Origin of the sequence: Rhizobium mayense (assembly GCF_030272705.1) — a bacterium.
Classification (GTDB): domain Bacteria; phylum Pseudomonadota; class Alphaproteobacteria; order Rhizobiales; family Rhizobiaceae; genus Rhizobium; species Rhizobium mayense.
Map to the genome: position 1 here is coordinate 1 of NZ_JARFYM010000011.1, position 22,823 is coordinate 22,823.

Consider the following 22,823-nt stretch of genomic DNA (forward strand, 5'->3'; position numbering starts at 1 on the left):
ATATAATGATATTATTGATATTTTTTATATATTAGGCGCACGCTATGTTCTGAATATCCTAGAATACGTCGCTAATACCAAAAATGTTTCTTGTATTATTTTGAATTTGCATCAATAAACTGATTCGCACATGACGTTGGGGGACGTGATGGGTAAACTGCTTGGATCGGCTGTTATAGCCGAGATGAGGGGCTAATGGGGTTCGATCTTCATGCGCTCGACAGTGTAACGGATGGATTCTTTGGCGCAGCGCTGGATCCAACGCTGTGGCCTGTCGTACTGGAGAAGGTCGCGGTGGCAACTGGATCCTACGGCGCCAACATCGTCCCGATCGAGGGTCGATTGCTTAACACCTTCATCGTCACGGAAAGTCTTGTTCCAGCGATGGAGGATTATTTCGCGGGCGAATGGTACCGGCAGGATTTCCGCAGGCAGCACATTCCGATGTTGCGGCAAGCGGGAGTTATGCTCGAGCAGGATTTTGCTGGCGAAGACGAGTTCAAGACACTCGATTTCTATCGCTCGCAGGAGCGTTTTGGCCTGCGTTGGTCGGCAGTAGTCGGTTTTTCGTCCGGCGACGATCTCCTGGGCTTTGCCCTGCAGCGGCGGATCGACGACGGTCCCTACAGCCGGGACGAGGCAAGAAGTTTGCATCGCATACGTCAGAAACTTATGATCACGGCCAGAATTATGCGCGACATATCCGCAAGTGAAGTGAAGGGCATGGCGACCGCCTTCGAATTGGCGAATGTCGCCTGCGTGTTTTTCGATCGGATGGGCCTTGTAACCACCGTCAACGAGAAGATGCGCAGGCTGCTTGGTCCGGATCTGCAAATCACCCAGGGGCGGATGTGCCCGATCCGCAAGGAGGACGCGAGCGCCTTCGATCGGCGGCTTAAGGCCGTACTCGGAGACGGCAACCTGCTGACCTCAGCGGAGCCGGAAATCCTGTTGCTGAGCCGCAAAGGCCGGCGGCCGTTGATTGTGCGCATGCAGCGCCTCGATGGCGATATGCAGGATGTTTTCTGCCACTCCTGTGCCTTTGCCACCGTTGAAGATCCGGAGGAGAAGGTTCGCCAGCGGCCGGCGACGCTGACCAAGCTTTTCGGATTGACCCGCGCCGAGGCCGAGATCGCCCTGATGCTTGCCCAGGGCATGACCCTGCATGACATCGCCACCCAGCGCACGGTCAGCTACCAGACGGCCCGTGCCCATTTGAAATCGATCTACCGCAAGACCGACACGAACCGGCAGCCGGAGCTCTCCCTGCTGTTGGCGGGGATCAGGATGGGGTGAGGAGCGGTCTGCATAGCTGACAAAACGGCCCAGTGGGGCGTTTCGAGCGACGAACGCCCTGAGCCTTAGCGAAAGGCCTGGCGCTTGGTGCCTCCGATGAACTGCTGCCGAGGTGCATTGCGACTTCTCGTGATCTGCTTTCTGCATCATTTGCCGGAGCGGTGCGGTCGTGTCGCTGCAATCGCTTGACGGGAGTAAGGAGCAAGCGCAGCATTCTTCCATGATCGTGTGAATGCGAGATCATGGAGAAGGGATCATGTCCATCGAAGAAAAGGTAGCAAGCCATTATACACGTGGTTCCCTGGAGTCGACGATCCTGGGCGGTCTTGCGGCCAGCGGCAAGGATATCGATCATCTCAGCATCGACGACCTTGCCGGTGTCGATGAATTTCATCTCGGACGGCGCGAGGCGACGGTGGAATTCGCCAAAGATCTCGATCTGCTCGATGGCATGCGGCTCATCGACATCGGATCGGGGATTGGCGGCTCGGCGCGCTATATCGGTAGCGAGTATGGCTGTATCGTCACGGGTGTCGATCTGACGGATGAATTCGTCAATGTCGCCAATGCCCTGACCGCGCGGTGCGGCATGTCCATGCAAGTGTCGTTCCAGCAGGCAAGTGCGCTGGCGCTGCCTTTTGCCGATGAAAGTTTCGACCGCGCGACGCTGATCCATGTCGGCATGAACATCGAAGACAAGGCGGCGCTTTTTGCCGAGGTGCGGCGGGTGCTGAAGCGTGGCGGTAGGTTCGGCCTTTACGAGATCATGCAGGTTCGCGACGGCGCGCTGCCCTATCCGATGCTCTGGGCGATGACGCCGGAAACGAGCTTCGTGGGAAGTCCCACGACTTATCGCCAACTGCTGAAAGATGCCGGCTTCACCGTGGAGTTCGAACAGGACCGCAGCGCATTGGCGATCCGGCTGGCGCAGGAAATGCGAGCGAGCGCGGAAAGCGGCGGGCAGGCGCTCAGCCTTGGCGCGCTGATGGGGCCGAGCGCGGCGGAGCGGATGGGTAATGTCAGCGCCTCGGTCGGAGGCGGGCTGATTGCTCCGATCGAAATGGTCGCCAAGGCCAATTGAAAAAAGCCAAGCTTGCAACGCCTGGATTGACAGGGGTGATGTCCTGTCTGTATGGAGAACCCATCGGCAATGGATTCTGCCGGGTCATGGTGGCCGAACCGCTACTCTGAATTTCCAGAGATGCTAATGACTCCTACTCGATACGCCCACGGGGCGAAGGAGTAGGATCGTGTCCATAATTCTGCTGTTACCCTTTTTTTGTCCAATAATCACTATCCCCGACAGGCCAGCCGCCGGTCTTGCGGGAGGGACGAAGTAATGTCCGCATCCGCATTTTTTCATCATCGTTTTCAGCAACTGCGCAGCATATTGAAATGGATCATCCTGGTGGTGCCGATGGCGGCCGTGGTCGGCTCGCTCTCCGCCCTGTTTCTCTGGAGCCTCGACCGGGTGACGGTGGCGAGGTTCGATTATCCCTGGCTAATCTTTGCGATGCCGGTCGCGGGCTTTCTGATGGTCCTAGCCTACCAGCATTTCGGCCGGGGGGCGGAGGGTGGCAATAATCTGATCGTCGATCAGATCCACGAGCCCGGCGGCGGTATCCCGCTGCGCATGGCGCCGTTCATCCTCGTCTCGACGGTCTTGACGCATCTGGTCGGCGGCTCGGCGGGGCGCGAGGGAACAGCGGTACAGCTCGGGGGCAGCATCGCGAGCGCCTTCGCCAAGCTTTTCCGGCTCAACCACGCAGAGGTTCGTATCCTGCTGATGGCCGGTATCGCCGCCGGTTTCGGTGCGGTGTTTGGCACGCCGATCGCCGGTGCTGTGTTTGCGCTCGAGGTTCTGACCATCGGGCGCATGCAATACGAGGCTCTGATCCCTTCTCTTGCGGCGGCGATTGCGGCCGACTGGGCCTGCCATGCCTGGGGTATCGAGCACATTCAGTACCGTATCGCCTATCTCGCCGGCACGTCGGCAAGCACGTTCCATCTCGATGCGTTGCTGCTTGCGAAGGTCGGCGTCGCCGGCGTGGCTTTCGGGCTGATGGCGCGCTGCTTCAGCGAAATCTCTCACATGATGACGGCAGCCTTCAAAAGGATTTGTGCCTATGCGCCGCTACGGCCGGTCATCGCCAGCGCAGTGCTCATCGCCTTGGTCTATGCGCTTGGCACGCGCGAATATCTTGGCCTGGGTGTCTGGTCGCCCAATCCCGGCGATGCGACGATTCCAGGTTTCTTCGACCCGGCACGCATCGACTATTGGAGCTGGTTCTGGAAGGCGGTCTTTACGATCGTGACACTCAGTTCCGGCTTCAAGGGAGGCGAAGTGACGCCGCTGTTTTTCATCGGCGCCGCACTCGGCAACGCCATTGCGGCCGTCCTTGGTGCGCCGATCGATCTCTTCGCAGCGCTTGGCTTTGTCGCAGTCTTTGCAGGAGCGACCAACACGCCGCTTGCCTGCGTGATCATGGGTGTGGAGATCTTCGGAGCGACTCATACGGTCTATCTCGCCGTGGCCTGCTTCCTTGCCTACATCTGCAGCGGCCATACCAGCATCTATCTGTCGCAGCGTATCGGTATCGTGAAGAGCGCTGCCGCCAGTCACATTCCCTCTGGTATCCCCCTTCGCCATGTTCGGGATCTCAACGCCAAGGCGTTAGGCGACAAGATCGGCATTGTTCGACAGGCGCCGCCGCAGTCCAGACGGAAAGGTCCGAAGCCATGATCCGTTACAACAATGGCGGCAAGTTGCAGCATGAAGCATTGGAATATGGTCGGCCGCGAGAGTGCGGCCGAAGATGTTCAAGAAGCAGATATCGTTGTCTAAGTTTATTCGGGGAGTTCCATGAATTATCTCATCGTCTTCCTTGGCGCCGGATTGGGCGGCGCCTTTCGTCTCGGCGTCAACCAGGCCGCCTCCCGCCTGCTGGGCCTCGCATTTCCCTTTGGGACACTCGCCGTCAATACCATCGGCTCGTTGATCATGGGCCTGTTGACCGAATATTTCGTTTTCCGCAGCGGCCTGTCGCATGAGCTGCGGCTCTTTCTGACGACCGGAATCCTCGGCGGCTTTACGACATTCTCGACCTTTTCGCTGGATGCCGTTGCGCTTTGGGAGCGTGGCCAATGGGCGACGTCCCTGACTTACGTCGCCTTGTCCCTGATCTTGTCGTTGGCGGCGCTCATCGCAGGGCTCACGATTATCCGGTTGCTCGCACAAGGCCAGACTGCTTAAATCCCTTCGCCGGGTAATTATTGTCTTGATACAGACTGGCTAGCGAAAATGTGAAGCGGCCTGCGGCAAAAAGCGTCTTTGCCGGCCGCATTTTTGCCAGTTCTGCGGCAGAGAACTCAGGAATTCGCTGAGATTTCAATGCACAACAAACCACCGCTCTCGCGAACGGTTTCTCTTGCGAAATTCGACTAACGTACTCATATAATCGCCTATTATGATTATTGCATAACAGAGGAGTCAGGCCCGATCAGCGATAGGCAAGGCAAATAGTGAAATTGCCAAACCCGTGCCTTCCCAAGATTTCCAAGCAGATTCCTCTGAGATTTCCTCCCCCAGATAGCACCTACAGACAGAAATGACGGAGAGCACTTTGAGCGCACCAGCTCCCACAACCACCGAGCCGCGTGCTCCAGAACAAACCTTCGGTACAGCCGGCATCGCGCCGATGGATCGTCCGAGCGCCATGACGCGCTTTTTCATGGGCATCGTCTCGTGGGCCGAAAGCCTCAATCTGAAATACGCCAAGCTCGGCAATCCGCCGGTCTATGACAATGCGACCTTCCCCTGGGCCGCCGAGATCGAGAAGGACTATCCCGCGATCCGCGCCGAGCTGGAAAAGGTGCTGCTGCGCCAGAGCGAACTGCCGACCTTCCAGGACATCTCCACCGATGTGAAAACCATTTCGACAGACACGCGTTGGAAGACCTTCTTCCTTCTCGGTTTTGGCGTAAAGTCGGAGCAGAACATCAAGGCGTGCCCGAACACCTGGGCGGCCGTGCAGAAAATTCCGGGCCTGACGACGGCGATGTTCTCGATTTTCGAACCGGGCAAGCATCTCCCCGCCCATCGCGGCCCCTATAACGGTGTGCTGCGCCTGCACCTCGGCCTCATCGTGCCGGAGCCGAACGAGAAGCTCGCCATTCGCGTCGACAAACAGGTCTGCCATTGGCAGGAAGGCAAGGCGCTGATTTTCGACGACGCCTATGAGCACGAAGCCTGGAACCATTCCGACAAGACCCGCGTCGTGCTCTTCGTCGATTTCGTCAAGCCGCTGAAGTTCCCGGCCCGAATCGTCAACTGGGCTCTCATGAACCTGGCGATCTTCACGCCCTTCATCAAGGAAGGCCTCGACAATCACAAGGAATGGGAAAAGAAGTTCTACGCCGAAGCCGAAGCGCTGAGAAACCGCCCGAAGGCATAAGCGCATCGACTGGTGAACTTAACGAAAACCCCGGAATCCTCTCAGGATTCCGGGGTTTTGTTTTTTTGGTCGGTCTGAAGCCGTTACAGCTATTTTATCGTGCGCACGATGGCCGCGCCTGACGTCATGCCGCCACCAAAAGCGACGAGGCCGAGGTTGAGCGGCTCGGAGCGTTCATTGGCGACATGCATCATAGCGAGCGGAATGCTCGACGAGCTAGTGTTGCCATAGGTTTCGATGACGCTGAGCGCCGGGCGGCCGCTGCGCTTGGCGATGGTGTCGATGATGCGTTGATTGGCTTGATGCGGCACCAGAAGGTCGAGATTGGCGAGCTCGAGTCCGGCATCGACGCAAGCGTCCTCGATCGAGCGTGACATGGAATGCACGGCTTCGGTGAAGACGGAGCGGCCGTTCATCGAAATGACGCCTTCATCCGGCAGCGGCACGTAGAGGAGGTCACCCGGCTCGGGACGGCCGCTGATGATCGGGCGGCTCGCCGCAAACAGCGGATTGCGCGCCATGTCGCGGCTGGTCACCAGACAAGCCGTGGCGGCATCGCCGAACAGGATGGCCGTGGAGAAATCGTTCATGTCGAGCAGCGGCGAGAGCACTTCCGAGGTGACGATCAACACCTTGGCGTCGTTCTGCTGGGCGATGAAATCATAGGCCTGCTGCAGGGCATAGAGATAGCCCGAGCAGGCGGCTCCCATGTCATAGGCGGCAAGCGACGGCCGCACGCCGTCTTCAGCGACGGCAACCGCAACACGGCTTGCGAGCGATGGCGTGGCGATATCGGGCGTGCCGGTGGCGGCTATGACGAGGTCCATATCGTGGATCGTCATATTGGTCTGGCGCAGGAGATCGCGGACGGCCTTGGTCGCGAGGCTCAACGTGCCTTCGTCGGGGCCGACCCAGTAGCGGCTCTTGATGCCGGTCAGGGCAAAGATTTCCTCGGCGCGCCGGTTGGGCCAATTGTGGATGATGTCTTCATTGCTGACACGGCGGGCACCGGTTGCAAAACCCATGCCGCTAACGGCAATTTCGGAGAAGTTGCCGGAATGACGGCGCAGCGCGGGGATCGAATGCGACTTCAGCCGGCGCAGTACAAATTTATTGTGGGTCTCCGAGGCAAGCGCGAAGTTGCGTTCGCTCAAGTCGCGGTTGGCGTCGACGGTCAGAAGCGCGCTGTCGGTGGCGATCTGATCGCCGATCTTGGCGAAGACCTCCTGCACCACGCCGCCGATATTGGCGCAGATTTCGACCGAAGCCTTGGTCGCCTCGACAACGGCGACGAGCTGGCCGACCTCGATCGTGTCGCCCGGCTTGACCAGAACATCGGTCACCAGCACGCTTTCATCCGCAGGGCCGGAGCCGATAGCCTTGATTGCCGCGGTTGGGCCGGTCTTGTCCTCTTCATGCCAGGTGACCTCGCATTCGAGAACCTCGGCCATCAGATCGACGAGCTTGCTGTAGGACGGCAGCGTTTCCAACTGGTTGCGGAAATTGAACGGCACATGCGCATCCGAGCGGGCAAGCCGGCGGACGACCACGGGTACGTCGGTCTTCTCGGTGACAGTCGCGACGATTTCGGCGCCCATGCCGACCGTGCGATTGTCTTCGTGCACCACGATCAGGCGCTTGGTGCGCTTGGCGCTCGCGAGCACTTCTTTCTCGTCCCAAGGCGAGATCGAGCGCAGGTCGATGACCTCCACGGAAAATCCCTGGGCCTCGAAGGCGCTCGCCGCCTTGGCGCAGAGCGAAACCGTGTTGCCGTAGGTGACCAGCGTCAGGTCACGGCCGCGCGCGACATAGCGCGAAAGGCCCGGGCGGACGAAATGGCTGTCGAGATCGGTGGATGTGCGGCCGTCGGAATTGTTGAGGACGGCCTTGGGGTAAAGGAAGACGGTCGGACGTCGTGATTCGAATGCGGCGTTGAGCAGGCCGGCGGCATCGCCGGCGGTGGAAGGCATGACGACGTCGATACCGGGCGTATGCGCCAGCATGCTCTCGAAACTTTGCGCGTGGAACGGCCCGAGGCCCGGCTTATAGCCGCCGCAGCTCACCATGAGGATAACGGGTGATTCCCAGGCCCCTTGGGTGCGCCAGAACATGCTGCCCATTTCCGAGACGATCTGGTTATAGGCGAGCGGCAGGAAATCGGCGAACTGCAGGAAGGCGACCGGGCGTTGACCGGCAAGCGCGCGGCCGACGGCGGTTCCGACGATGGTCGATTCGCTGAGGGGCGCGTTACGCACACGCTCGGGGTATTTCGTGCTGAGGCCGCGGGTGACACCGAAGACATCGCCCTTGGGGTCTTCGATATCCTGACCGAAAAGGACCACATCAGGATTGTCGGCAAGCTGCTTGTCGAGCACGCCGTTCAACGCCTCGCGCATGGTCAGCGTCGCCGCAGTCTTGCCGCCGCGATATTCGGTCGCGTCGTCGAAAGAGGCTGGATAAGGCGCCTTCGCTTCGGGCTCGACGTGCGGCGCATCTTCCTTGCGGGCAAGGGCTGCTTGTGCCTGCACCTCGGCGGTCAGATCCTTTTCGATCTGTTCCAGCGCGGCGGCGTCGACACCTGCCTTGTGCAGGGCGGCGCGCAGATTGGTAAGAGGATCGTGGACGGAGCCGGCCTCGATCTCCTCCTGGGTGCGATAGGTCTTCTGATCGTCGGCATTGGTATGGTCGGACAGGCGCTCGATATTGAGAACCACGAGGCTCGGCGTGCGGTTGTTGCGGCTGTGGCGGACCGCTTTGCGGAAAGCTTCACGCGACGCCTGCAGATCGTCGCCATCGGCGCGGATGATGTCGAGGCCATAGAAAGAAGAAGCGGGTCCCGTCGGCAGATCGAAGAAGGTCTGTTTGGTGGTCCGCGTCGAGATGGAGAAACTATTGTCTTCGACGATGAAGACAACGGGATATTGGCTACGCACGGCCTCGGCCACGGCTTCGACGAATTCGCCCTGCTGCGTGGTGCCGTCACCGACGCAACAAATGGCGATCGGCAGGCCCGGCTTGTGTTTCAGTGCCGCGCCAACGCCGACGGAATGCAATGCGTTGTTGCCGACGGGGCCGACGATGGAGGTGATGTTGAGAGCGCGGGAGCAAAGGTGCGCGCTCATCTGTCGGCCGGCGGAATGGGAATTACTGGTGGCGAGAAGGCTGGAGAAAAACTCACGAATGGGCATGCCACGCGCCAGCATCAGGGCTTTGTCGCGATAATGCAGATGCAACCAATCGTCATCATGGAGGAATTCGTTCAGCAGCGCAGTCGACTCATGTCCCGCGCCGGAAACGTGAAAATGTGCTATGCCTTGCTTGATGAATTCTCGTTCAAGCCGATCTATTTCACGCGATGTGAAAAATATTCTATGGAGTTGCTTGAGGTATTCTGTGGTAAATCTCCCTTCCATTTCAATGATTTTCCTAATCTTTCATTGTCATTAATTCGCGTGGGATAGGTAACCCCGTGGGATGCCTTTTTCAATACACGTTAAATGACAATATCTTCTCGATTTGAAATAGGTTTCCGAGCACTGGTTGCATGCGGGAATTTGGCGGCGCCGGTTTCAACACAAAAAATCTCTGTGGCTTCGATCATAAATGTGAATGGAGGGAAGAGGCTAGACCTTTTTCGTCGCCGCATGAATCTCTGCGACATATCCTTGCATCATCGTGCCCCCGCCGGCGTTGGCATAGGAGCCGGTGATCGCCGCGGCACCACTCGCCGTTGCGTCGATGCCAAGCGAGGAATGCCGTTCATGATCGTCCGTCAGCTCGTTTGCCGATCGGCTCGTTGGCTTGTTCGCGAAGAGAAGCCGCTCTCGCAGCCTGTTCTTCCTTGGCCAGCAGCTCCTTTGGCTTTTTCCCGATGATCTGCTTACGTCCCTTGGTAGAGAAGGGTTGTAGGAGCTGAGCGAGGAAGCCCTTGGCGACTTTGCCGCTGATGCCGATGTCGGTGGAGGAGGGGCGGGGCGGATTGTAATAGGTGCCAAGGATCTGATCCCAGATCACGAGGTTTTCGCCGTAATTGGTGTTGCCCTCGGCAAGCAGCTTCGAGTGATGCCAGCGATGCAGGCGCGGCGTGGACAGGAACCAGTCGAGCGGACCGGTGCGTACATCGATGTTGCAATGGGTGAGGAGACCGATGAAGGCTGTCACGGCGCCGATCCACAAGAAGACCGGCAGCGGCGCGCCCAAGAGATAGAGCGGGATCTGGCCGAGCGCGATCTTGAACAGCGAATCGATGATGTGGAAACGCCCGGTGTTAACGACCCACAAGCGTTCGACGCTGTGATGCAAGGCATGGAAACGCCAAAGCGACAGGTATTCGTGCGCGAGGCGATGGGCGACATAGAGGCCGAATTCGGCGATGACCAGTCCAAGCACGACCTGTAGAGCCAACGGCCACTGTTGCGGCCAGATATGCGCCTGATGGCTCAGGAAGGGCTGCGCTACGGTTGCCACCGCCATCGGAAATGACGTGCCGATGGCCGCCGCGATCTGCACGCCCCCTTTGCTCAAAAGCGTGTGGGCGACATCGCTGAACGTCTCGCCGTCGCGTTCCAGCCAGGTCTCCTCATAGGGCATCAGCCGCTCGAAGAGCGCAATCGTCGCCACGATCGAGAGATAGACGACATTGAACCAAAGGAGCGGCATTTGCGACTGAAACGCAAAATAGGCGCCCGTCAGCCCGGTGCAAAAGACGACTGGCCACAATAAGGATGAAACAGCAGCGTAGAGACGCGAACTGTTTTGAAATGTCATGCCATTGTCCTCGAATTCTCGTCAATCGGGTGGGGTGGCGCGCAATATGCGGGATATGTACCGCGATGATTGTGGACGAGGAAGCAAAATCTTCCGGTCATCGATTCTAGTCTGGTAAATTGGCGCCTCAGATCGTTGGAGGCCGAGCCATGCGTATAGAAGAAGCGAACCTCAAACATCGGGACGCGTGGTTGCGTCTGCGTGCTGAACTCTGGCCGGATAGCTCGATCGAAAATCATCGTACCGAGATCGCTGAGCTTCTCTCGAAAGAAGGCGCCATTGCATACCTTGCCTGTGAGCAGGCTGATGTCGTGGGGTTTGCGGAGGCGACAGTTCGGTACGACTATGTGAACGGCTGCGAGACGTCTCCTGTGCTTTTCCTGGAGGGCATCTATGTGCGGCCGGAGAACAGGCGGCAGGGCGTCGCGCGATCGCTCTGTGACGCGGTTGCGGCCTGGGGACGGGCTGCCGGATGCCATGAATTTGGCTCGGATGCGCTGCTCGACAACATAGTAAGCCACGCATTCCACGACGCGTTGGGTTTCGAGGAAACCGAACGCGTCGTGTATTTTCGAAAGCCGCTCTAGGATCGGAAACCTATGCCGAAAGGCCAAGGTCTCATTCAAACGTCAGCTTGGTCTTCTGCTGCCCAGCCTCGTCGAAATTCTCAGGCGACAGCCATCTCTCGTAGCCGGCCTTCAGTCGCGGCCAGTCGGCGTCGATAATTGCGAACCAGGCGGTGTCGCGGTTCTTGCCCTTGGCGACCATGTGCTGCCGGAAGATGCCTTCGAAGGTGAAGCCGAAACGCGTGGCGGCGCGCTTCGACGGCTCGTTGAGATTGTGGCATTTCCACTCGAAGCGGCGGTAGCCAAGTGTGTCGAAGACATAGGTGGCGAAGAGATAGAGCGTTTCGGTGGTGACGCGGCTGCGGGCGATGGCAGGGCCCCAGAGAATGCTGCCGATCTCGATGACGCCATGCACGGGATCGATGCGCATCAGCGCCTGGCGGCCTTCGGCCTTGCCGGTCCGTTTGTCGATCGCGGCGAAGAACAGGGGATCAGTGCTGGCGGCGGCCTTTTCAAGCCAGGGCGTGAAGGCGGCGAGATTGGCCGGCGCATCCTCGAACAGATAGCGGAATCGATCATCGGCACCCGGCGCTTGCGCCGAGGCATAGAGATCAGCGCCATGGAGTGCCGCGTCCAGCGGCTCCAGCCGGACATAGAGGCCTTCCAGGGTGATCCGTTCCGGGCGCGGCACGCCATTCCAATTCGTGAGGTCCATATCAAAGTCCTTTGGTATCAAATGCGAGGGCAATCTATCGAATCCGGCCCGATTGTATCAGTGCCGCGAGCGGTTCGGGTAGTTCTATCCCGTTGGGCAGTCCAGGCGCGGCCTCCGCCGGAGCCAAGTGGCTGCGCACCGGCAGGACGCCTGCCCAGACGGGAAAATCCGCCTCGCCGGTATCACCTGGCGGACCGTTGCGGACCTTGGCTGTCGCCTCTTCGATTTCCATCCGCAACACTGACGTCGCTTTCACCTCCTGGCCCGTCATCGGCCGCAGGCTATCCCAGCGGCCTGGAAACAGGTTTTCAACGAAGCGGCGCAGTGCCCCGGCCTTTTCCTCCGCATCCTCCAGCAGGCGGGCCGTTCCGAAAACCATGGCGGAACGATAGTTGACCGAATGGTTGAAGGCGGAGCGGGCGAGCACATAGCCGTCCAGGATGCTGCAGGTGAGGCAGACGGGCATATCCTCTGCCGAACGCAGAAAGCGGCTTGCGGCGGAACCGTGCCAATAGACGTGGTCGCCTTTGCGCCAGTGCAGCGTCGGCGTCACATAGGGTGCGCCATTGAGGACATAGCCGACGTGACACAAAGGCGTGGCGTCCAAAACCGCATAGACATCGGCACGGCCATGGCTGCCGCGATCATGTTCGCGCCGCACGCGCGAGCGCTCGGTGGTCGGATAGTCGTCGCTTTGTGGCGGGTAAAGATCGGCCATGGTTCCCTCATCGGTATTCTTTTATCCTTGCCGCCAAAGAGGTAGGTTATAAATAGCCAGTTTTCCTATTTTTAGCAGACCAGTTGAGGGCGTATCATGGATTCTGTTGCACAATGGCCGGACCTCGATCGGACCGTGGGCGACCTGGAGGGCCAAGTGTATCGCGTGATGCGCGATCGCATTCTCCAGGGGCAGATGCCGCCGGGTCAGCGGCTGCCGTCGACACGCGGGCTGGCGGTCTCGCTCGGAGTCGCGCGCTCCACCGTTGTCAACGCCTATGAGCGGCTGAAGGCCGAGGGCTATCTGCAATCGACGACAGGTGCTGCGACCCGTGTCGCCGCTTTCACCACGCCGCCGTTACAGGGACAAGCCGCGCCGACGACACTCAGCCCGACGCCAGCGATCGAGGCGGGCACGGGCGGCCTTTTTGAGCCCGGAGTTCCGGATGTAGCAGCTTTTCCACATGCCGCCTGGGCGCGCTGTCTTGGGGCTCGCGGCCGTTCGCTGCGGGTGCACGACCTCGGCTATGGTGCGCACAGCGGCATTCGCGAGTTGCGCGAGGCAATCCTCGAGCATATCTCTGCCACGCGCGGTGTGATCGCCCGCCCCGAACAAGTCCTCATCGTTCCCTCCACAGGAGCCGCCATTGATCTTTTGGCGGGCGTCCTGCTTCGGCCGAACCGTCCAGATGGGACGGTTGCCTGGATGGAGGAGCCAGGCTATGGGACGGCGCAGGCGTTGCTGCGGATGGCGGGTGCGGATCTCGTGCCAGTGCCGTGCGACGAGGCGGGTATCAATGTAGCCAAGGTTACCGGTCCGCCGCCGCGGCTGATCTATGTCACGCCCTCGCACCAATATCCGACCGGCGTGACGATGAGCCTGCCGCGCCGCCTGGCCCTGCTCGAATTCGCCCATGCTAACGGTTCGGTGGTGTTGGAAGACGACTATGACAGCGAATTCCAGTACGCCTCGCGCCCCATCGCCGCGTTGCAAGGCATCGACAGAGGCGAGGTGGTCGCCTATCTCGGCACTTTCTCGAAAACGCTCGCGCCCGGCCTGCGCGTTGCTTACGCGGTGGTGCCATCCCGTCTCGTGTCCGAGACCGCGGCCGCGCAGCGGTTGAGGGGAGCCGTAGTGCCGATCCATATTCAGGCCGCCCTTGCCGATTTCATTCGCGAAGGCCGTTTTCGCGCGCATTTGAGACATATGAATTCGGTCTATGCTGCGCGGATGGCAGCCACCGTGTCCGCGTTACGCCGTCATTGCGGGGATCGGCTCGAGATCGGCGAGCGTACCGGAGGGCTGCAATTGGCTGCCTGGTTCCGCGACTCAGGCATCGATGACCGGGCCATTGCGCAAAAGATCAATGCCCAGGGCTTCGCGCTTCGCGCCATGTCAGCCTTGCATCTTGGACCGGCAAGGCCGGGGCTGTTGTTCGGAATCGCGCGGATGGCGCCCGAGGCTGCGGATGCGGCGGCCGCGAAAATTGCCAAGCTGATTCGGTTTCCAGGCGTCACCGCCTGACGAACAATCGTCGGTATTCTCGCGGCGTCATGCCTTTCAGGGTTTTGAACTGCCTGTTGAAATTGGCGATTGAATTATAGCCGACGGCCTCACTGATATGATGGACCGCTTGATTGGTGGAGGAGAGGCGAGCACAGGCGTCGCCGATACGCATGCGCATCAGGTAATCGGAAATGGCGGTGCCGGTGTGGCGGCGGAACATCCGATGTAGGCCGGAAACGCTGAGCGCGGCGATATCGGCCAGTTCGTCCAGGCTGATGGCGCGCGCATAATTGAGATGCATATGTGTCAGTACGCGGTCGATGCGGTCCCGGCTCTCCCTCACTTCCTGCGATTGGCCCGGCGCGCTCGCAAGCGGCGTTGCCTGCCTGTCACCGGCGATCCTGACCAGGATGCTCAACAGCGACAGCAGGCGTTCGACGGGCGGTTTTTCAAAGACTGCCTCGAACTCCTGCCGTACTGCAGCAGCGATCCCTTTCGAAAATTGCAGGCCGTTGTCGGCTCGCATCACCAGTGCTTCGATCGGCCGGAATTCGACGGCGCCGCCCGCTATCTGCAGCAGCCATTCGCGGTGGAACCAAAAGACAAGGGCGACATGCGGCTTATGCTCATCGATCTTTGCGCGTGAGGCCCATGTGTGCGGCAGGTTGGGGCCGACGAGCACGAGATCGCCGTCGCCATAGTCGGCGCTATGGTCACCGATGAAACGCTGCCCGATGGAGTTCAGCGTCAGTGTGAGTTCGAATTCGGGATGATGATGCCATTGGAAGGGGATGATATCGTCGAGCCGCCGGTTCAGCATGCTCCACGACGCTTCCGGCGACTGTGTTAATATTTCAAGATAGGGTCTCATCGGGCGTCTGTTTGATAGCGGAGGCTAGAATAGTATCAGAGTCGGCCAGAGCCGAGCAACACGAGTGACCGACATTCCATTATTGCTGGAGCATCGCCTGACGTGACAGGGATCAACGAACTGGGAGACGCATATGCAGCAAGGTTTGAAACGGGACGCTCATCCAACCGCTTCTTCCGCGACGACGCAGCTGAAAGACATAAAGAAGACGTTGCCACTGCGGGTTCTCTCGCAGCAAGACTGGCAGCATTGGATCACCAAAGGCTATGTGATCGTACGGCAGGCTGTCCCTCCCGCCAATGTTGAGCGGCTTGCGGAGGTGCTTTGGACCTTCGACGAGAAAGACCCGAACGACCCTTCGACCTGGTATGCGCCGCAACGCCGCGAGCACAAGATGAACGAGCTCAACAACACGGGCATGCTGGAGATCTATAACCATCAGTATCTTTGGGACAATCGCATGGAGCCGCGCATCTATGGCGCCTTCGTCGATATCTGGGACCGCGAAGACCTGTGGGTGACGATCGATCGCGCCAATCTCAATCCGCCGAAGAAGATCAAAGGCAATCCGAACGGCTTCATTCACTGGGATGTTGACACATCCCTTCGTCCACTGCCGATAGGCGTTCAGGGCGTCTTGAGTCTGAAGAAGCAGGACGGTGATGTCGGCGGTTTTCAGTGCGTGCCGGCGTTGTTCGAGCAGTTTGAGGAATGGGTGAAGACGCAGCCCGCAGACCGGGATCCGATGCATCCCGACATGGCCGGCCTTTCGGTCGTCAACATCGATATGGAGCCCGGCGATCTGATGATCTTCAATTCACTTCTTGCCCATGGCGTCCTCCCGAATCACGCGGAAAATCGCGTCCGCATGGCGCAGTATATTTCGATGCATCCGGCCGAATTCGGCAATGTCGCCGAGCGTGAGGAACGCATCCGCCTGTGGCGCGAGCTCGATCATCCGAAGCGAGAAGCCTTTCCCGGCGATCCCCGCGACTGGGAAAAGCACAACGCGACGACGGCCGTCCTGACGCCGCTGGGCGAAAAGCTGCTGGGGCTGACTGCCTGGTAAAAGTGGTTGCGAAACTTTGATCGAGCGGCCTTGCTGCCGCTTGATCTCTATCCTTGAAGACGGATGCCTAGACGATCGGCTAAACCTGGTTCCAGCGGCGGACGACCGGTTCGGTCAGGTCGTGTTCATAGCCGAGAACGCTGATGCTGGTGGTGTCGAGCACGAAGTGTGCGCCGCCTTCCGGCGGCAGGCCGAGCCAGCGGGCGGAGAAGACTCTCAGGAAATGCGCGCTGGAGAAGATCAGAGCGTTGCCGTTCACGTTCCGAAGCTCGCCGATGATCCGGTCGGCTCTCGCGCCGACATCGGCGGCCGCCTCGCCATTGGGACATCCGTCGCGAAACAGTTGCCAGCCGGGGCGCTGAGCGAGAATTTCCTTGGTGGTGACGCCCTCGTAGGCGCCATAGTCCCACTCGGCCAGATCGTCCTTGATGACACGCGCATCGCCGAAGCCGGCAAGCGCGCTGGTGCTCTTGGCGCGCTGTGACGGGCTCGACCAGACGGCGGCGAAATCGATGGTGGGGAGGCGGCCGGCAACTTTGCGGGCGGCTTCTTCACCGGCTGATGTCAGGGGGATGTCGGTTCGACCGGTATGCCTGCCGGACAGGCTCCATTCCGTCTGTCCATGCCGAACCAGGTAGATTTCCGGATACGAACTGCTCATTTGAACGCCTCTCAATCGCGCTGAAACTCCCGGTGTTTCTTCGCATCTGCGAGACGGTCTGTCGAGGGACGATCTGCGGCCTATCGATACCCGGTCGCGTCCGCCGGCTTGCCGGCATCCTCAATTTCGGGAACGTAACGCCATGCATCCGGGCGGGAACCGTCAAGGTCCGTGAAGCCATAGACCTGCGCAAGGCCGCCGCTGGACAGCGATTGGCCGTTCCAGCGGTCGCGATCCGGGTCGGCAGCAAGCGCTGCGACGGCACGACCGACGAAGCGCGGGGTTTCCGAGATGATGAAATGCGGAACCTTGGCGGTGGCATCGCGCCAATTGTCCTCGCTGACGCCATAGCCTTCCAACATCATTTCCGACCGCAGCCAGCCTGGCGTCAGCGAAACGGAAGTTGCGCCATAGGGCGCGAGATCCTTGGAATGCGCCCACGCCATGCGCGTCGCAGCCACTTTGACGAGATCATAGAAGGGCGAAAGCCGGTAATGGTCCGCATTGTATTCGGCGGTGCCGTCGGTCACTTCGACCAATAGACCACCGGCGCGCTCGATCAGAAGCGGCAGGGCGAAATGCGCGGTGATCAGATGCGTGTCGATGCCGAGCCGCAGCATGCGCAGGCCGTTATCCAGATTGTGCTCCCACACCGATTTGTTCCATTCGAACAGCCTTTCGCCGCCCCAGATATCATTGACGAGCATATCGAGCCGTCCCTGTTCGGCGCGAATGCGCTCGACCAGTTGCCGCACTTCGTCTGCAATGAGATGGTCGGCCTGCACCGCAATGCCATGCCCACCGGCTGCCGTTACCAATTCCGCTGTTTCCTCAATGGTTTCCGGGCGAGCGTAGTCGGATTGATGATTGCGTGTCGTACGCCCGGTGACATAGACGGTCGCGCCGGCAGCTCCCAGTTCAACGGCAATGCCCCGTCCGGCGCCGCGCGTAGCGCCCGCGACCAGGGCAATTTTTCCCTGAAGAGTCATTTGATCCTCCCGATATTCCCAATGCTTACGGGCTAGCGAAAAACCGGATATCTATTTATAACCGACTAATTGGTTATAAACAACAGAAGACGACAATGCCCAGACCCAAGACGCGGACGGATCAGGATGTACTGGAAATGGCGCTGAAGCTGATCCATCAGGCCGGGCCGGAAGCTCTGACCTTCGCAAGCCTTGCGGAAGCCTGTGGACTATCGACCGCTACGCTGGTGCAGCGCTTCAAAAGCAAGGCCGGGCTGAAACAATCCACGCTACTGCATGCCTGGAACCGATTGGACGAAAAGACGGCGACACTGGCGGCGACCGCACCGAAAACAGCCAAGGGTGCTGTGGAACTGCTGGTGGCGCTGTCGCATGATTATGGCGGCATCGAAGCCTATGCCGAGGGTCTGCTTGTCCTGCGCGAGGATCTTCGCGATCCCGTTCTCCGAGCACGCGGCGCCTCTTGGAAGGCTGCATTGTCACAGGCCCTGGATGCGTGCTTTTCCGATATTCCGCAGGCGCCGAAGGAGATTGGCCTGCTGATAGCGTCGCAATGGCAGGGCTCCCTTCTCTGGTGGAGCTTCAGTCCCGACGACGACGTGGAGCGCTATGTGGAAGCCCATCTCGAGCGCTTCATTGTCGCGATCCTTCCGTCGGCCGCTCAGGTTTGACAGAACTTATGTGATCTCGCTCCTTCGCGTGCAGTCCTTCGACAATTCTCAGGAAAGCAAGTTGACCGGGATCGGGTAGACCGATGCTCCTATCGCCGAACATGCGGGCGCGGCCGAGCTTGTTGGGTTTTTGGCGGTAGTCCTCGACGGTTTTGCCGGCCGCGGCAATCGCGGCGGCGATCATGTCGGAGGCGGGTGTTGCCTCGATCGCGTCTACGACGGCGTCCATGCTGTCGAGCACGGTCTTGTCGCCGAGCTGGCCCTTGCCGCGGCTGATCATGGCGTCGCGGGCGGCAGCGACCAGGGTCGGCAGTTCCTCCGGTGCGATCGCCGTTTTCCCCTTGCTGAGCTTGGCAGCGGCCATGAAGCCGGTGGCGAGCAGGGTGCCATAGGAAGAGGACGAGACGCGCTGGAAGGTTTTGGCGATTTCCAGCAGGGCCATGCCGATATCATCCGGCAGCGCTGCTTCGGAAGCCTCGGTAAAGCCTTTGGAAACGGTAATCCCGAGGTCGCCGTCGCCGAGTGCGCCATCAGCCGCGCAAAGCTCGTCCGATGCTTTCCGAGCATTCGCCGCAACGCGCTCCAGCGCGGCGGTAAGCATCTTGCTGTCGATCGACATGCGGTCCCTTTCATACGCGCCAGAAAGCGCATTCCGCAGGCGCTCTCAGCAGGCTTTCGAGTTCGGAATCCAACTTGATGATCGTGATGGTCGCTCCCGTCATCTCCATGGACGTGGCGTAGCGGCCGACGAGCGGCATGACGATCTCGACACCGAGTCCGTCGAGGCGCTTCTTGGCATAGCGGTAGAGGATATAGAGCTCTTCTGCCGGCGTTGCGCCGAGAGAATTGACAAGGATCGAAATGCGGTCGCCTTTTGCCAGCGCCCGATCGGCCAGCAGCCGGTCGAGCATTTCGGCGGCGATGGCGTCGGCAGGCTTGATCTCGGCCCGCCAGATGCCGGGCTCGCCATGGATGCCCATGCCCATTTCCATCTCATTATCACCGATCTCGAACGTGGGCTTGCCGGCCTGAGGGATGGTGCAGGGGGTGAGCGCCATGCCGATCGAGCGGCAGGCATCCGCTGCTTTCTGTGCCACGCGAGTCACGTCGTCGAGATCGGCGCCGGTTTCCGCATGCGCACCGGCAATCTTGAACGCATAGATCATGCCGGCCACGCCGCGGCGCTTGCCGGCCTCGTCCGGTCCGGCGGAGGCGACGTCATCGGCGAGCAATACGGTGGTGGTGCGAATATCATGTTCCATCTCCACTATTTCGCCGGCCATGTCGAAATTCATGACGTCACCGCCGTAGTTGCCGTAGAGCCTGAGCACACCCGCGCCACCGTCGGCGAGACGGATCGCCTCGGCCATCTGCTCGGCCGAAGGGCTGGCGAAGACGTTGCCGATGGCGCAGGCGTCGAGCAGGCCCTTGCCGACATAGCCGGTGAAGACGGGCAGATGGCCGGAACCGCCGCCGGTGACGATGCCGACCTTGCCGGTCCGCGCTCCGCTGGCCCTCGTGATCACCCGATGCGCCGGTTGCGCATAGAATTCGGGATGGGCCGCAACCATGCCTTCCAGCATCTCATCGACATAATTGTCGGGGGCGTTCAAAATCTTCTTCATGACGTCTGTCTCCGAAATGGATGGATGCGGCTCTCAAGCCTTGAGCGGAATTGGATTGGGCTTGGCGAAGTGACAGGCGGCCCATTGGGCGGGACGGACTTCGCGGAGCGGCGGCCGCTCTACGCTGCAAATGTCCTTGGCGAGCGGGCAGCGGGTACGGAAAGCGCAGCCTGAAGGCATGTTGGTCGGGCTCGGCACGTCGCCCTCAAGAATGATGCGGCGGCTTTTCAGATCCGGGTCGGGCTCTGGAGCGGCGGACAACAGTGCCTGCGTATAGGGATGCTGCGGCAGATCATAGACCAGTTTCTTGGAGCCGATCTCGACGATACGGCCGAGATACATCACCGCGACCCTGTCGGCGATATGGCGCACTACGGCAAGATCATGGGCGATGAACAGGAAGGAAAAGCCCTTCTGCTGCTGTAGGTCCTGCATCAGATTGATGATCTGCGCCTGCACGGAAACGTCGAGCGCGGAGACCGGTTCGTCAGCAACGATGAAATCGGGTTCAACCGAAATGGCGCGGGCGATGCCGATGCGTTGGCGCTGGCCGCCGGAAAACTGCCGGGGGTAGCGGTCCATGAAGGCCGGCGTCAGGCCGACCTGTGTCAGGAGATCCGCCACGCGGTCGCGCTTTTCCTTCGCTGAACGCGTGATACCGAACGCGTCCAGCGGCTCGGCGATGATCTGCGCGATCGAACGGCGGGGGCTCAGGGATCCATAGGGGTCCTGAAACACCATTTGCAGCTTGCGGCGCATATTGCGCATCTGTTCGCTGGAAAGTGCCGTGATGTCGGTGCCGTCATACCAGACCTTGCCGCCGCTCGGCTGGATCAGCCTGAGTAGCAACCGTCCGAGCGTTGATTTGCCGCAGCCCGATTCGCCGACCAGCGCGAGCGTCTCGCCGCGCTTGATGTCGAGATCGATGCTGTCGACGGCGCGGACTTCCTGTTTCGGCTTGCCGAACGGCAGGCCGCCGCTATCCGAGAAGGTTTTGCTGATGCCTTCGGCGCGCAGGATGCTGTTCATCGCACCACCTCCTTAGGTGATGTCGCCGACATTTCGCTTGATGTCACCCAACAGGCGGCACGGTGCGCAGCGCCGAAGGAAAACATCGGCGGCATTTCGGCGGCGCAGCGGTCGACCCGCAGCGTGCAGCGGGCATAGAAAGGACAGCCTTGCTTCACCGAGCCCGCCGCCGGAACCGAGCCCGGTATCTGGAACAGGCGCGTCTGGTCGCCGCCAAGGCGTGGAATCGATTTCAACAAGGCGCGGGTATAGGGATGAGCCGGCGCGCGGAAGACCGAGCGGACATCGGCATCCTCGACAACGCGGCCGGCATACATGACGATCACCCGGTCGCAGACATCGGCGATGACGCCGAGATCGTGGGAAATGAGGAGGACTGCCGTATTCAGCGTCTTCCTGATCTTGTGCATCAGTTCCAGCACCTGCGCCTGAATGGTGACGTCAAGTGCGGTCGTCGGTTCGTCGGCGATCAGGAGCTTCGGATTGCAGGCGACCGCCATGGCGATCATCACACGCTGACGCATGCCGCCGGAGAACTGGTGTGGATAGGCATCCAGCCTGCCTTCCGGATTGGGGATGCCGACAAGGCCGAGCAATTCGATGATGCGGGCGCGGCGTTGCTCGCGGGTGCCGGGAGCATGCAGCTTTATAGCCTCGCCGATCTGGTCGCCGATGGTCATAACCGGATTGAGCGAGCTCATCGGCTCCTGGAAGATCATAGCGATGTCACGACCGCGGATCTCGGGCATTTTGGAAAGCGGCAGGTCCAGCAGGTTGGTGCCGTCGAACGCAATGCGGCCTTCTGCGATTTTCAGCGGCGGCTCCGGGATAAGCCGCATGACCGCCAGAGACGTTATCGATTTGCCGGAGCCGGATTCGCCGACAATGCCGACCGCGCCGCCGGCTTCGATCTCGAAGCTGACGCCGTCGATGAGACGCACCCTGCCTGCTTTGCCGCTTACTTCCACCGCCAGATTGTCGACCTTGAGCAGTGGTTGTTTCATGGGGCGGTCTCCGGGTCCAGCACGTCACGCACGGCATCGCCGAGCAGATTGAAAGCCAGCACGACGCAGGTGATGGCGCAGCCGGCGCTGATGATCGGCCAGGATGAACCGAACATATTGTTGAGGCCGTCGCGGATAATGTTGCCCCAACTCGGATTCGGCGGCTGCGTGCCGATGCCGAGGAAGCTCAGCGCCGCTTCCAGACGGATGGCCGAAGCCACCCACAATGTCATCAACACGACGATCGGCGCGGCGATATTGGGGACGACATGGCGGACGATGATCACGGGCGTCCGTACACCCGCGGCAATCGCGGCTTCGACATAGGGCTCCTGCTTCACAGCAAGCGTCGAGGCGCGCGCGACGCGGGCAAAGCCCGGAATGAAGGCGACGGTGATGACGGCGACGATATTCCAGAAACCGCCGCCCAGAACGGCCGCGATGATGATCGCCAGCAGCAGTTCCGGAAAGGCAAGGAGAATATCGATCAGCCGCGATACCAGCCGGTCAAGCGTGCCGCCGAAGAAGCCTGCCGTCACGCCGAGCGTGGTGCCGAAGGCGGCGGCAAGGAGCGGCGAAACGAGGCCGAAGATCAGCGAGTTGCGTGAGCCATAGATCATGCGTGACAGCACGTCGCGGCCGAACTGATCGGTACCGAGCCAATGCTGGGCCGATGCGCCCTTGTTGATCGCCAGGAAGCTTTGCTGCAGGGGATCATAAGGGGCAATCAACGGCGCCAGGATGGCGACCGCCACGAAGATGATGATCAGCAGCAGCGCAAAGACGGTGGACACCCGACCGAAGATCAGATGCTGCAAGTGAGTGGTGAACGTGGGAGCGGGGGCGATCTCGGCGAGATCGCGATCGATGGTCAGCGTCATC

21 protein-coding genes are annotated in these 22,823 nt (G+C 60.3%); 9 read left to right on the forward strand and 12 right to left on the reverse strand.

Translation table 11 applies throughout. The features are described 5' to 3' along the window. Nucleotides 1–195: 195 nt before the first annotated feature. The 5 genes from PY649_RS15615 to olsC all read left to right on the forward strand — a co-directional run bounded on the left by PY649_RS15615 (nucleotide 196) and on the right by olsC (nucleotide 5,750). The gene (locus tag PY649_RS15615; protein WP_285869443.1) at nucleotides 196–1,296 is read left to right on the forward strand and encodes a helix-turn-helix transcriptional regulator; all 1,101 of its coding nucleotides are present in this window, start codon (nucleotides 196–198) and stop codon (nucleotides 1,294–1,296) included. Nucleotides 1,297–1,552: 256 nt separating this feature from the next. Further along, nucleotides 1,553–2,377 carry a class I SAM-dependent methyltransferase gene (locus PY649_RS15620; protein ID WP_285869444.1) on the forward strand — a complete coding sequence of 275 codons (825 nt, stop codon included), beginning with the start codon at nucleotides 1,553–1,555 and terminating at the stop codon, nucleotides 2,375–2,377. A gap of 258 nt (nucleotides 2,378–2,635) precedes the next feature. Further along, nucleotides 2,636–4,039, forward strand: a complete 1,404-nt coding sequence (locus PY649_RS15625) for a voltage-gated chloride channel family protein (protein ID WP_285869445.1) — start codon at nucleotides 2,636–2,638, stop codon at nucleotides 4,037–4,039. A 120-nt stretch (nucleotides 4,040–4,159) separates the two neighbouring features. Continuing rightward, nucleotides 4,160–4,549: a fluoride efflux transporter CrcB gene (gene crcB, locus PY649_RS15630; RefSeq protein ID WP_285869446.1), complete on the forward strand. Its 390-nt coding sequence runs from the start codon at nucleotides 4,160–4,162 to the stop codon at nucleotides 4,547–4,549. 355 nt (nucleotides 4,550–4,904) lie between these two features. Beyond that, nucleotides 4,905–5,750: an ornithine lipid ester-linked acyl 2-hydroxylase OlsC gene (gene olsC, locus PY649_RS15635; RefSeq protein WP_285869447.1), complete on the forward strand. Its 846-nt coding sequence runs from the start codon at nucleotides 4,905–4,907 to the stop codon at nucleotides 5,748–5,750. A gap of 89 nt (nucleotides 5,751–5,839) precedes the next feature. Here the strand turns inward: olsC and PY649_RS15640 are convergent, their stop codons facing one another. Continuing rightward, entirely contained in the window at nucleotides 5,840–9,163 is a 3,324-nt protein-coding gene (locus PY649_RS15640; protein ID WP_285869449.1) for a thiamine pyrophosphate-dependent enzyme, read from the reverse strand. 346 nt (nucleotides 9,164–9,509) lie between these two features. Next, entirely contained in the window at nucleotides 9,510–10,517 is a 1,008-nt protein-coding gene (gene olsE, locus PY649_RS15645) for an ornithine lipid hydroxylase OlsE (protein WP_285869452.1), read from the reverse strand. Nucleotides 10,518–10,666: 149 nt separating this feature from the next. Between olsE and aac(6') the strand changes: the two genes are divergently transcribed. Further along, nucleotides 10,667–11,104 carry an aminoglycoside 6'-N-acetyltransferase gene (gene aac(6'), locus PY649_RS15650; protein WP_285869453.1) on the forward strand — a complete coding sequence of 146 codons (438 nt, stop codon included), beginning with the start codon at nucleotides 10,667–10,669 and terminating at the stop codon, nucleotides 11,102–11,104. A gap of 31 nt (nucleotides 11,105–11,135) precedes the next feature. Here aac(6') and PY649_RS15655 read toward each other — a convergent pair whose 3' ends face one another. Together PY649_RS15655 and PY649_RS15660 are read right to left on the reverse strand one after the other, a co-directional pair. Then, nucleotides 11,136–11,798 (reverse strand): GNAT family N-acetyltransferase, encoded by a 663-nt coding sequence (locus PY649_RS15655; protein WP_285869454.1) that lies wholly within the window; start codon nucleotides 11,796–11,798, stop codon nucleotides 11,136–11,138. Nucleotides 11,799–11,832: 34 nt separating this feature from the next. Further along, nucleotides 11,833–12,516 (reverse strand): pyridoxamine 5'-phosphate oxidase family protein, encoded by a 684-nt coding sequence (locus PY649_RS15660; protein WP_285869455.1) that lies wholly within the window; start codon nucleotides 12,514–12,516, stop codon nucleotides 11,833–11,835. A 96-nt stretch (nucleotides 12,517–12,612) separates the two neighbouring features. On the opposite strand from PY649_RS15660, the gene pdxR reads away from it, so the two are divergent. Further along, on the forward strand, nucleotides 12,613–14,040 hold the full coding sequence (gene pdxR / locus PY649_RS15665) for a MocR-like pyridoxine biosynthesis transcription factor PdxR (RefSeq protein ID WP_285869456.1): 1,428 nt from the start codon (nucleotides 12,613–12,615) through the stop codon (nucleotides 14,038–14,040). Here pdxR and PY649_RS15670 read toward each other — a convergent pair. After that, nucleotides 14,030–14,893, reverse strand: a complete 864-nt coding sequence (locus PY649_RS15670) for a helix-turn-helix domain-containing protein (RefSeq protein WP_285869457.1) — start codon at nucleotides 14,891–14,893, stop codon at nucleotides 14,030–14,032. The two genes, pdxR and PY649_RS15670, sit on opposite strands and share 11 nt — an antisense overlap. A gap of 133 nt (nucleotides 14,894–15,026) precedes the next feature. Between PY649_RS15670 and PY649_RS15675 the strand changes: the two genes are divergently transcribed. Continuing rightward, entirely contained in the window at nucleotides 15,027–15,962 is a 936-nt protein-coding gene (locus tag PY649_RS15675; RefSeq protein WP_285869458.1) for a phytanoyl-CoA dioxygenase family protein, read from the forward strand. 79 nt (nucleotides 15,963–16,041) lie between these two features. Here PY649_RS15675 and PY649_RS15680 read toward each other — a convergent pair whose 3' ends face one another. After that, entirely contained in the window at nucleotides 16,042–16,623 is a 582-nt protein-coding gene (locus PY649_RS15680; RefSeq protein WP_285869459.1) for a histidine phosphatase family protein, read from the reverse strand. Nucleotides 16,624–16,703: 80 nt separating this feature from the next. Beyond that, a complete protein-coding gene (locus PY649_RS15685; protein WP_285869460.1) occupies nucleotides 16,704–17,612 on the reverse strand; it encodes an SDR family oxidoreductase in 909 nt (302 codons plus the stop codon). A gap of 95 nt (nucleotides 17,613–17,707) precedes the next feature. On the opposite strand from PY649_RS15685, the gene PY649_RS15690 reads away from it, so the two are divergent. Continuing rightward, a complete protein-coding gene (locus tag PY649_RS15690) occupies nucleotides 17,708–18,283 on the forward strand; it encodes a TetR/AcrR family transcriptional regulator (RefSeq protein ID WP_285869461.1) in 576 nt (191 codons plus the stop codon). Here PY649_RS15690 and PY649_RS15695 read toward each other — a convergent pair. The 5 genes from PY649_RS15695 to PY649_RS15715 are packed head-to-tail and all read right to left on the reverse strand — an operon-like array spanning nucleotide 18,246 to nucleotide 22,822. After that, nucleotides 18,246–18,902, reverse strand: coding sequence for a dihydroxyacetone kinase subunit L (locus PY649_RS15695; protein ID WP_285869462.1), 657 nt, complete (start codon nucleotides 18,900–18,902; stop codon nucleotides 18,246–18,248). The two genes, PY649_RS15690 and PY649_RS15695, sit on opposite strands and share 38 nt — an antisense overlap. A gap of 10 nt (nucleotides 18,903–18,912) precedes the next feature. Continuing rightward, nucleotides 18,913–19,908, reverse strand: a complete 996-nt coding sequence (locus tag PY649_RS15700; RefSeq protein ID WP_285869463.1) for a dihydroxyacetone kinase subunit DhaK — start codon at nucleotides 19,906–19,908, stop codon at nucleotides 18,913–18,915. A gap of 33 nt (nucleotides 19,909–19,941) precedes the next feature. After that, nucleotides 19,942–20,937 carry an ABC transporter ATP-binding protein gene (locus tag PY649_RS15705; RefSeq protein ID WP_285869464.1) on the reverse strand — a complete coding sequence of 332 codons (996 nt, stop codon included), beginning with the start codon at nucleotides 20,935–20,937 and terminating at the stop codon, nucleotides 19,942–19,944. Continuing rightward, complete coding sequence (locus tag PY649_RS15710; protein ID WP_285869465.1) at nucleotides 20,934–21,941, reverse strand: ABC transporter ATP-binding protein; 1,008 nt, start codon at nucleotides 21,939–21,941, stop codon at nucleotides 20,934–20,936. The genes PY649_RS15705 and PY649_RS15710 overlap by 4 nt, the downstream gene beginning before the upstream one ends. Then, nucleotides 21,938–22,822, reverse strand: a complete 885-nt coding sequence (locus PY649_RS15715) for an ABC transporter permease (protein WP_285869466.1) — start codon at nucleotides 22,820–22,822, stop codon at nucleotides 21,938–21,940. Before PY649_RS15715 ends, PY649_RS15710 begins: the two co-directional genes overlap by 4 nt. Nucleotide 22,823: the final 1 nt, after the last annotated feature.

What these genes read in the sequence shown, in the direction of transcription:
- PY649_RS15615 (WP_285869443.1), top strand. Translation starts at nt 196, where the DNA reads ATGGGGTTCGATCTTCATGCGCTCGACAGTGTAACGGATGGATTCTTT.
- PY649_RS15620 (WP_285869444.1), top strand. Translation starts at nt 1,553, where the DNA reads ATGTCCATCGAAGAAAAGGTAGCAAGCCATTATACACGTGGTTCCCTG.
- PY649_RS15625 (WP_285869445.1), top strand. Translation starts at nt 2,636, where the DNA reads ATGTCCGCATCCGCATTTTTTCATCATCGTTTTCAGCAACTGCGCAGC.
- crcB (WP_285869446.1), top strand. Translation starts at nt 4,160, where the DNA reads ATGAATTATCTCATCGTCTTCCTTGGCGCCGGATTGGGCGGCGCCTTT.
- olsC (WP_285869447.1), top strand. Translation starts at nt 4,905, where the DNA reads ATGACGGAGAGCACTTTGAGCGCACCAGCTCCCACAACCACCGAGCCG.
- PY649_RS15640 (WP_285869449.1), bottom strand. Translation starts at nt 9,163, where the DNA reads ATGGAAGGGAGATTTACCACAGAATACCTCAAGCAACTCCATAGAATA.
- olsE (WP_285869452.1), bottom strand. Translation starts at nt 10,517, where the DNA reads ATGACATTTCAAAACAGTTCGCGTCTCTACGCTGCTGTTTCATCCTTA.
- PY649_RS15655 (WP_285869454.1), bottom strand. Translation starts at nt 11,798, where the DNA reads ATGGACCTCACGAATTGGAATGGCGTGCCGCGCCCGGAACGGATCACC.
- PY649_RS15660 (WP_285869455.1), bottom strand. Translation starts at nt 12,516, where the DNA reads ATGGCCGATCTTTACCCGCCACAAAGCGACGACTATCCGACCACCGAG.
- pdxR (WP_285869456.1), top strand. Translation starts at nt 12,613, where the DNA reads ATGGATTCTGTTGCACAATGGCCGGACCTCGATCGGACCGTGGGCGAC.
- PY649_RS15670 (WP_285869457.1), bottom strand. Translation starts at nt 14,893, where the DNA reads ATGAGACCCTATCTTGAAATATTAACACAGTCGCCGGAAGCGTCGTGG.
- PY649_RS15675 (WP_285869458.1), top strand. Translation starts at nt 15,027, where the DNA reads ATGCAGCAAGGTTTGAAACGGGACGCTCATCCAACCGCTTCTTCCGCG.
- PY649_RS15680 (WP_285869459.1), bottom strand. Translation starts at nt 16,623, where the DNA reads ATGAGCAGTTCGTATCCGGAAATCTACCTGGTTCGGCATGGACAGACG.
- PY649_RS15685 (WP_285869460.1), bottom strand. Translation starts at nt 17,612, where the DNA reads ATGACTCTTCAGGGAAAAATTGCCCTGGTCGCGGGCGCTACGCGCGGC.
- PY649_RS15690 (WP_285869461.1), top strand. Translation starts at nt 17,708, where the DNA reads ATGCCCAGACCCAAGACGCGGACGGATCAGGATGTACTGGAAATGGCG.
- PY649_RS15695 (WP_285869462.1), bottom strand. Translation starts at nt 18,902, where the DNA reads ATGTCGATCGACAGCAAGATGCTTACCGCCGCGCTGGAGCGCGTTGCG.
- PY649_RS15700 (WP_285869463.1), bottom strand. Translation starts at nt 19,908, where the DNA reads ATGAAGAAGATTTTGAACGCCCCCGACAATTATGTCGATGAGATGCTG.
- PY649_RS15705 (WP_285869464.1), bottom strand. Translation starts at nt 20,937, where the DNA reads ATGAACAGCATCCTGCGCGCCGAAGGCATCAGCAAAACCTTCTCGGAT.
- PY649_RS15710 (WP_285869465.1), bottom strand. Translation starts at nt 21,941, where the DNA reads ATGAAACAACCACTGCTCAAGGTCGACAATCTGGCGGTGGAAGTAAGC.
- PY649_RS15715 (WP_285869466.1), bottom strand. Translation starts at nt 22,822, where the DNA reads ATGACGCTGACCATCGATCGCGATCTCGCCGAGATCGCCCCCGCTCCC.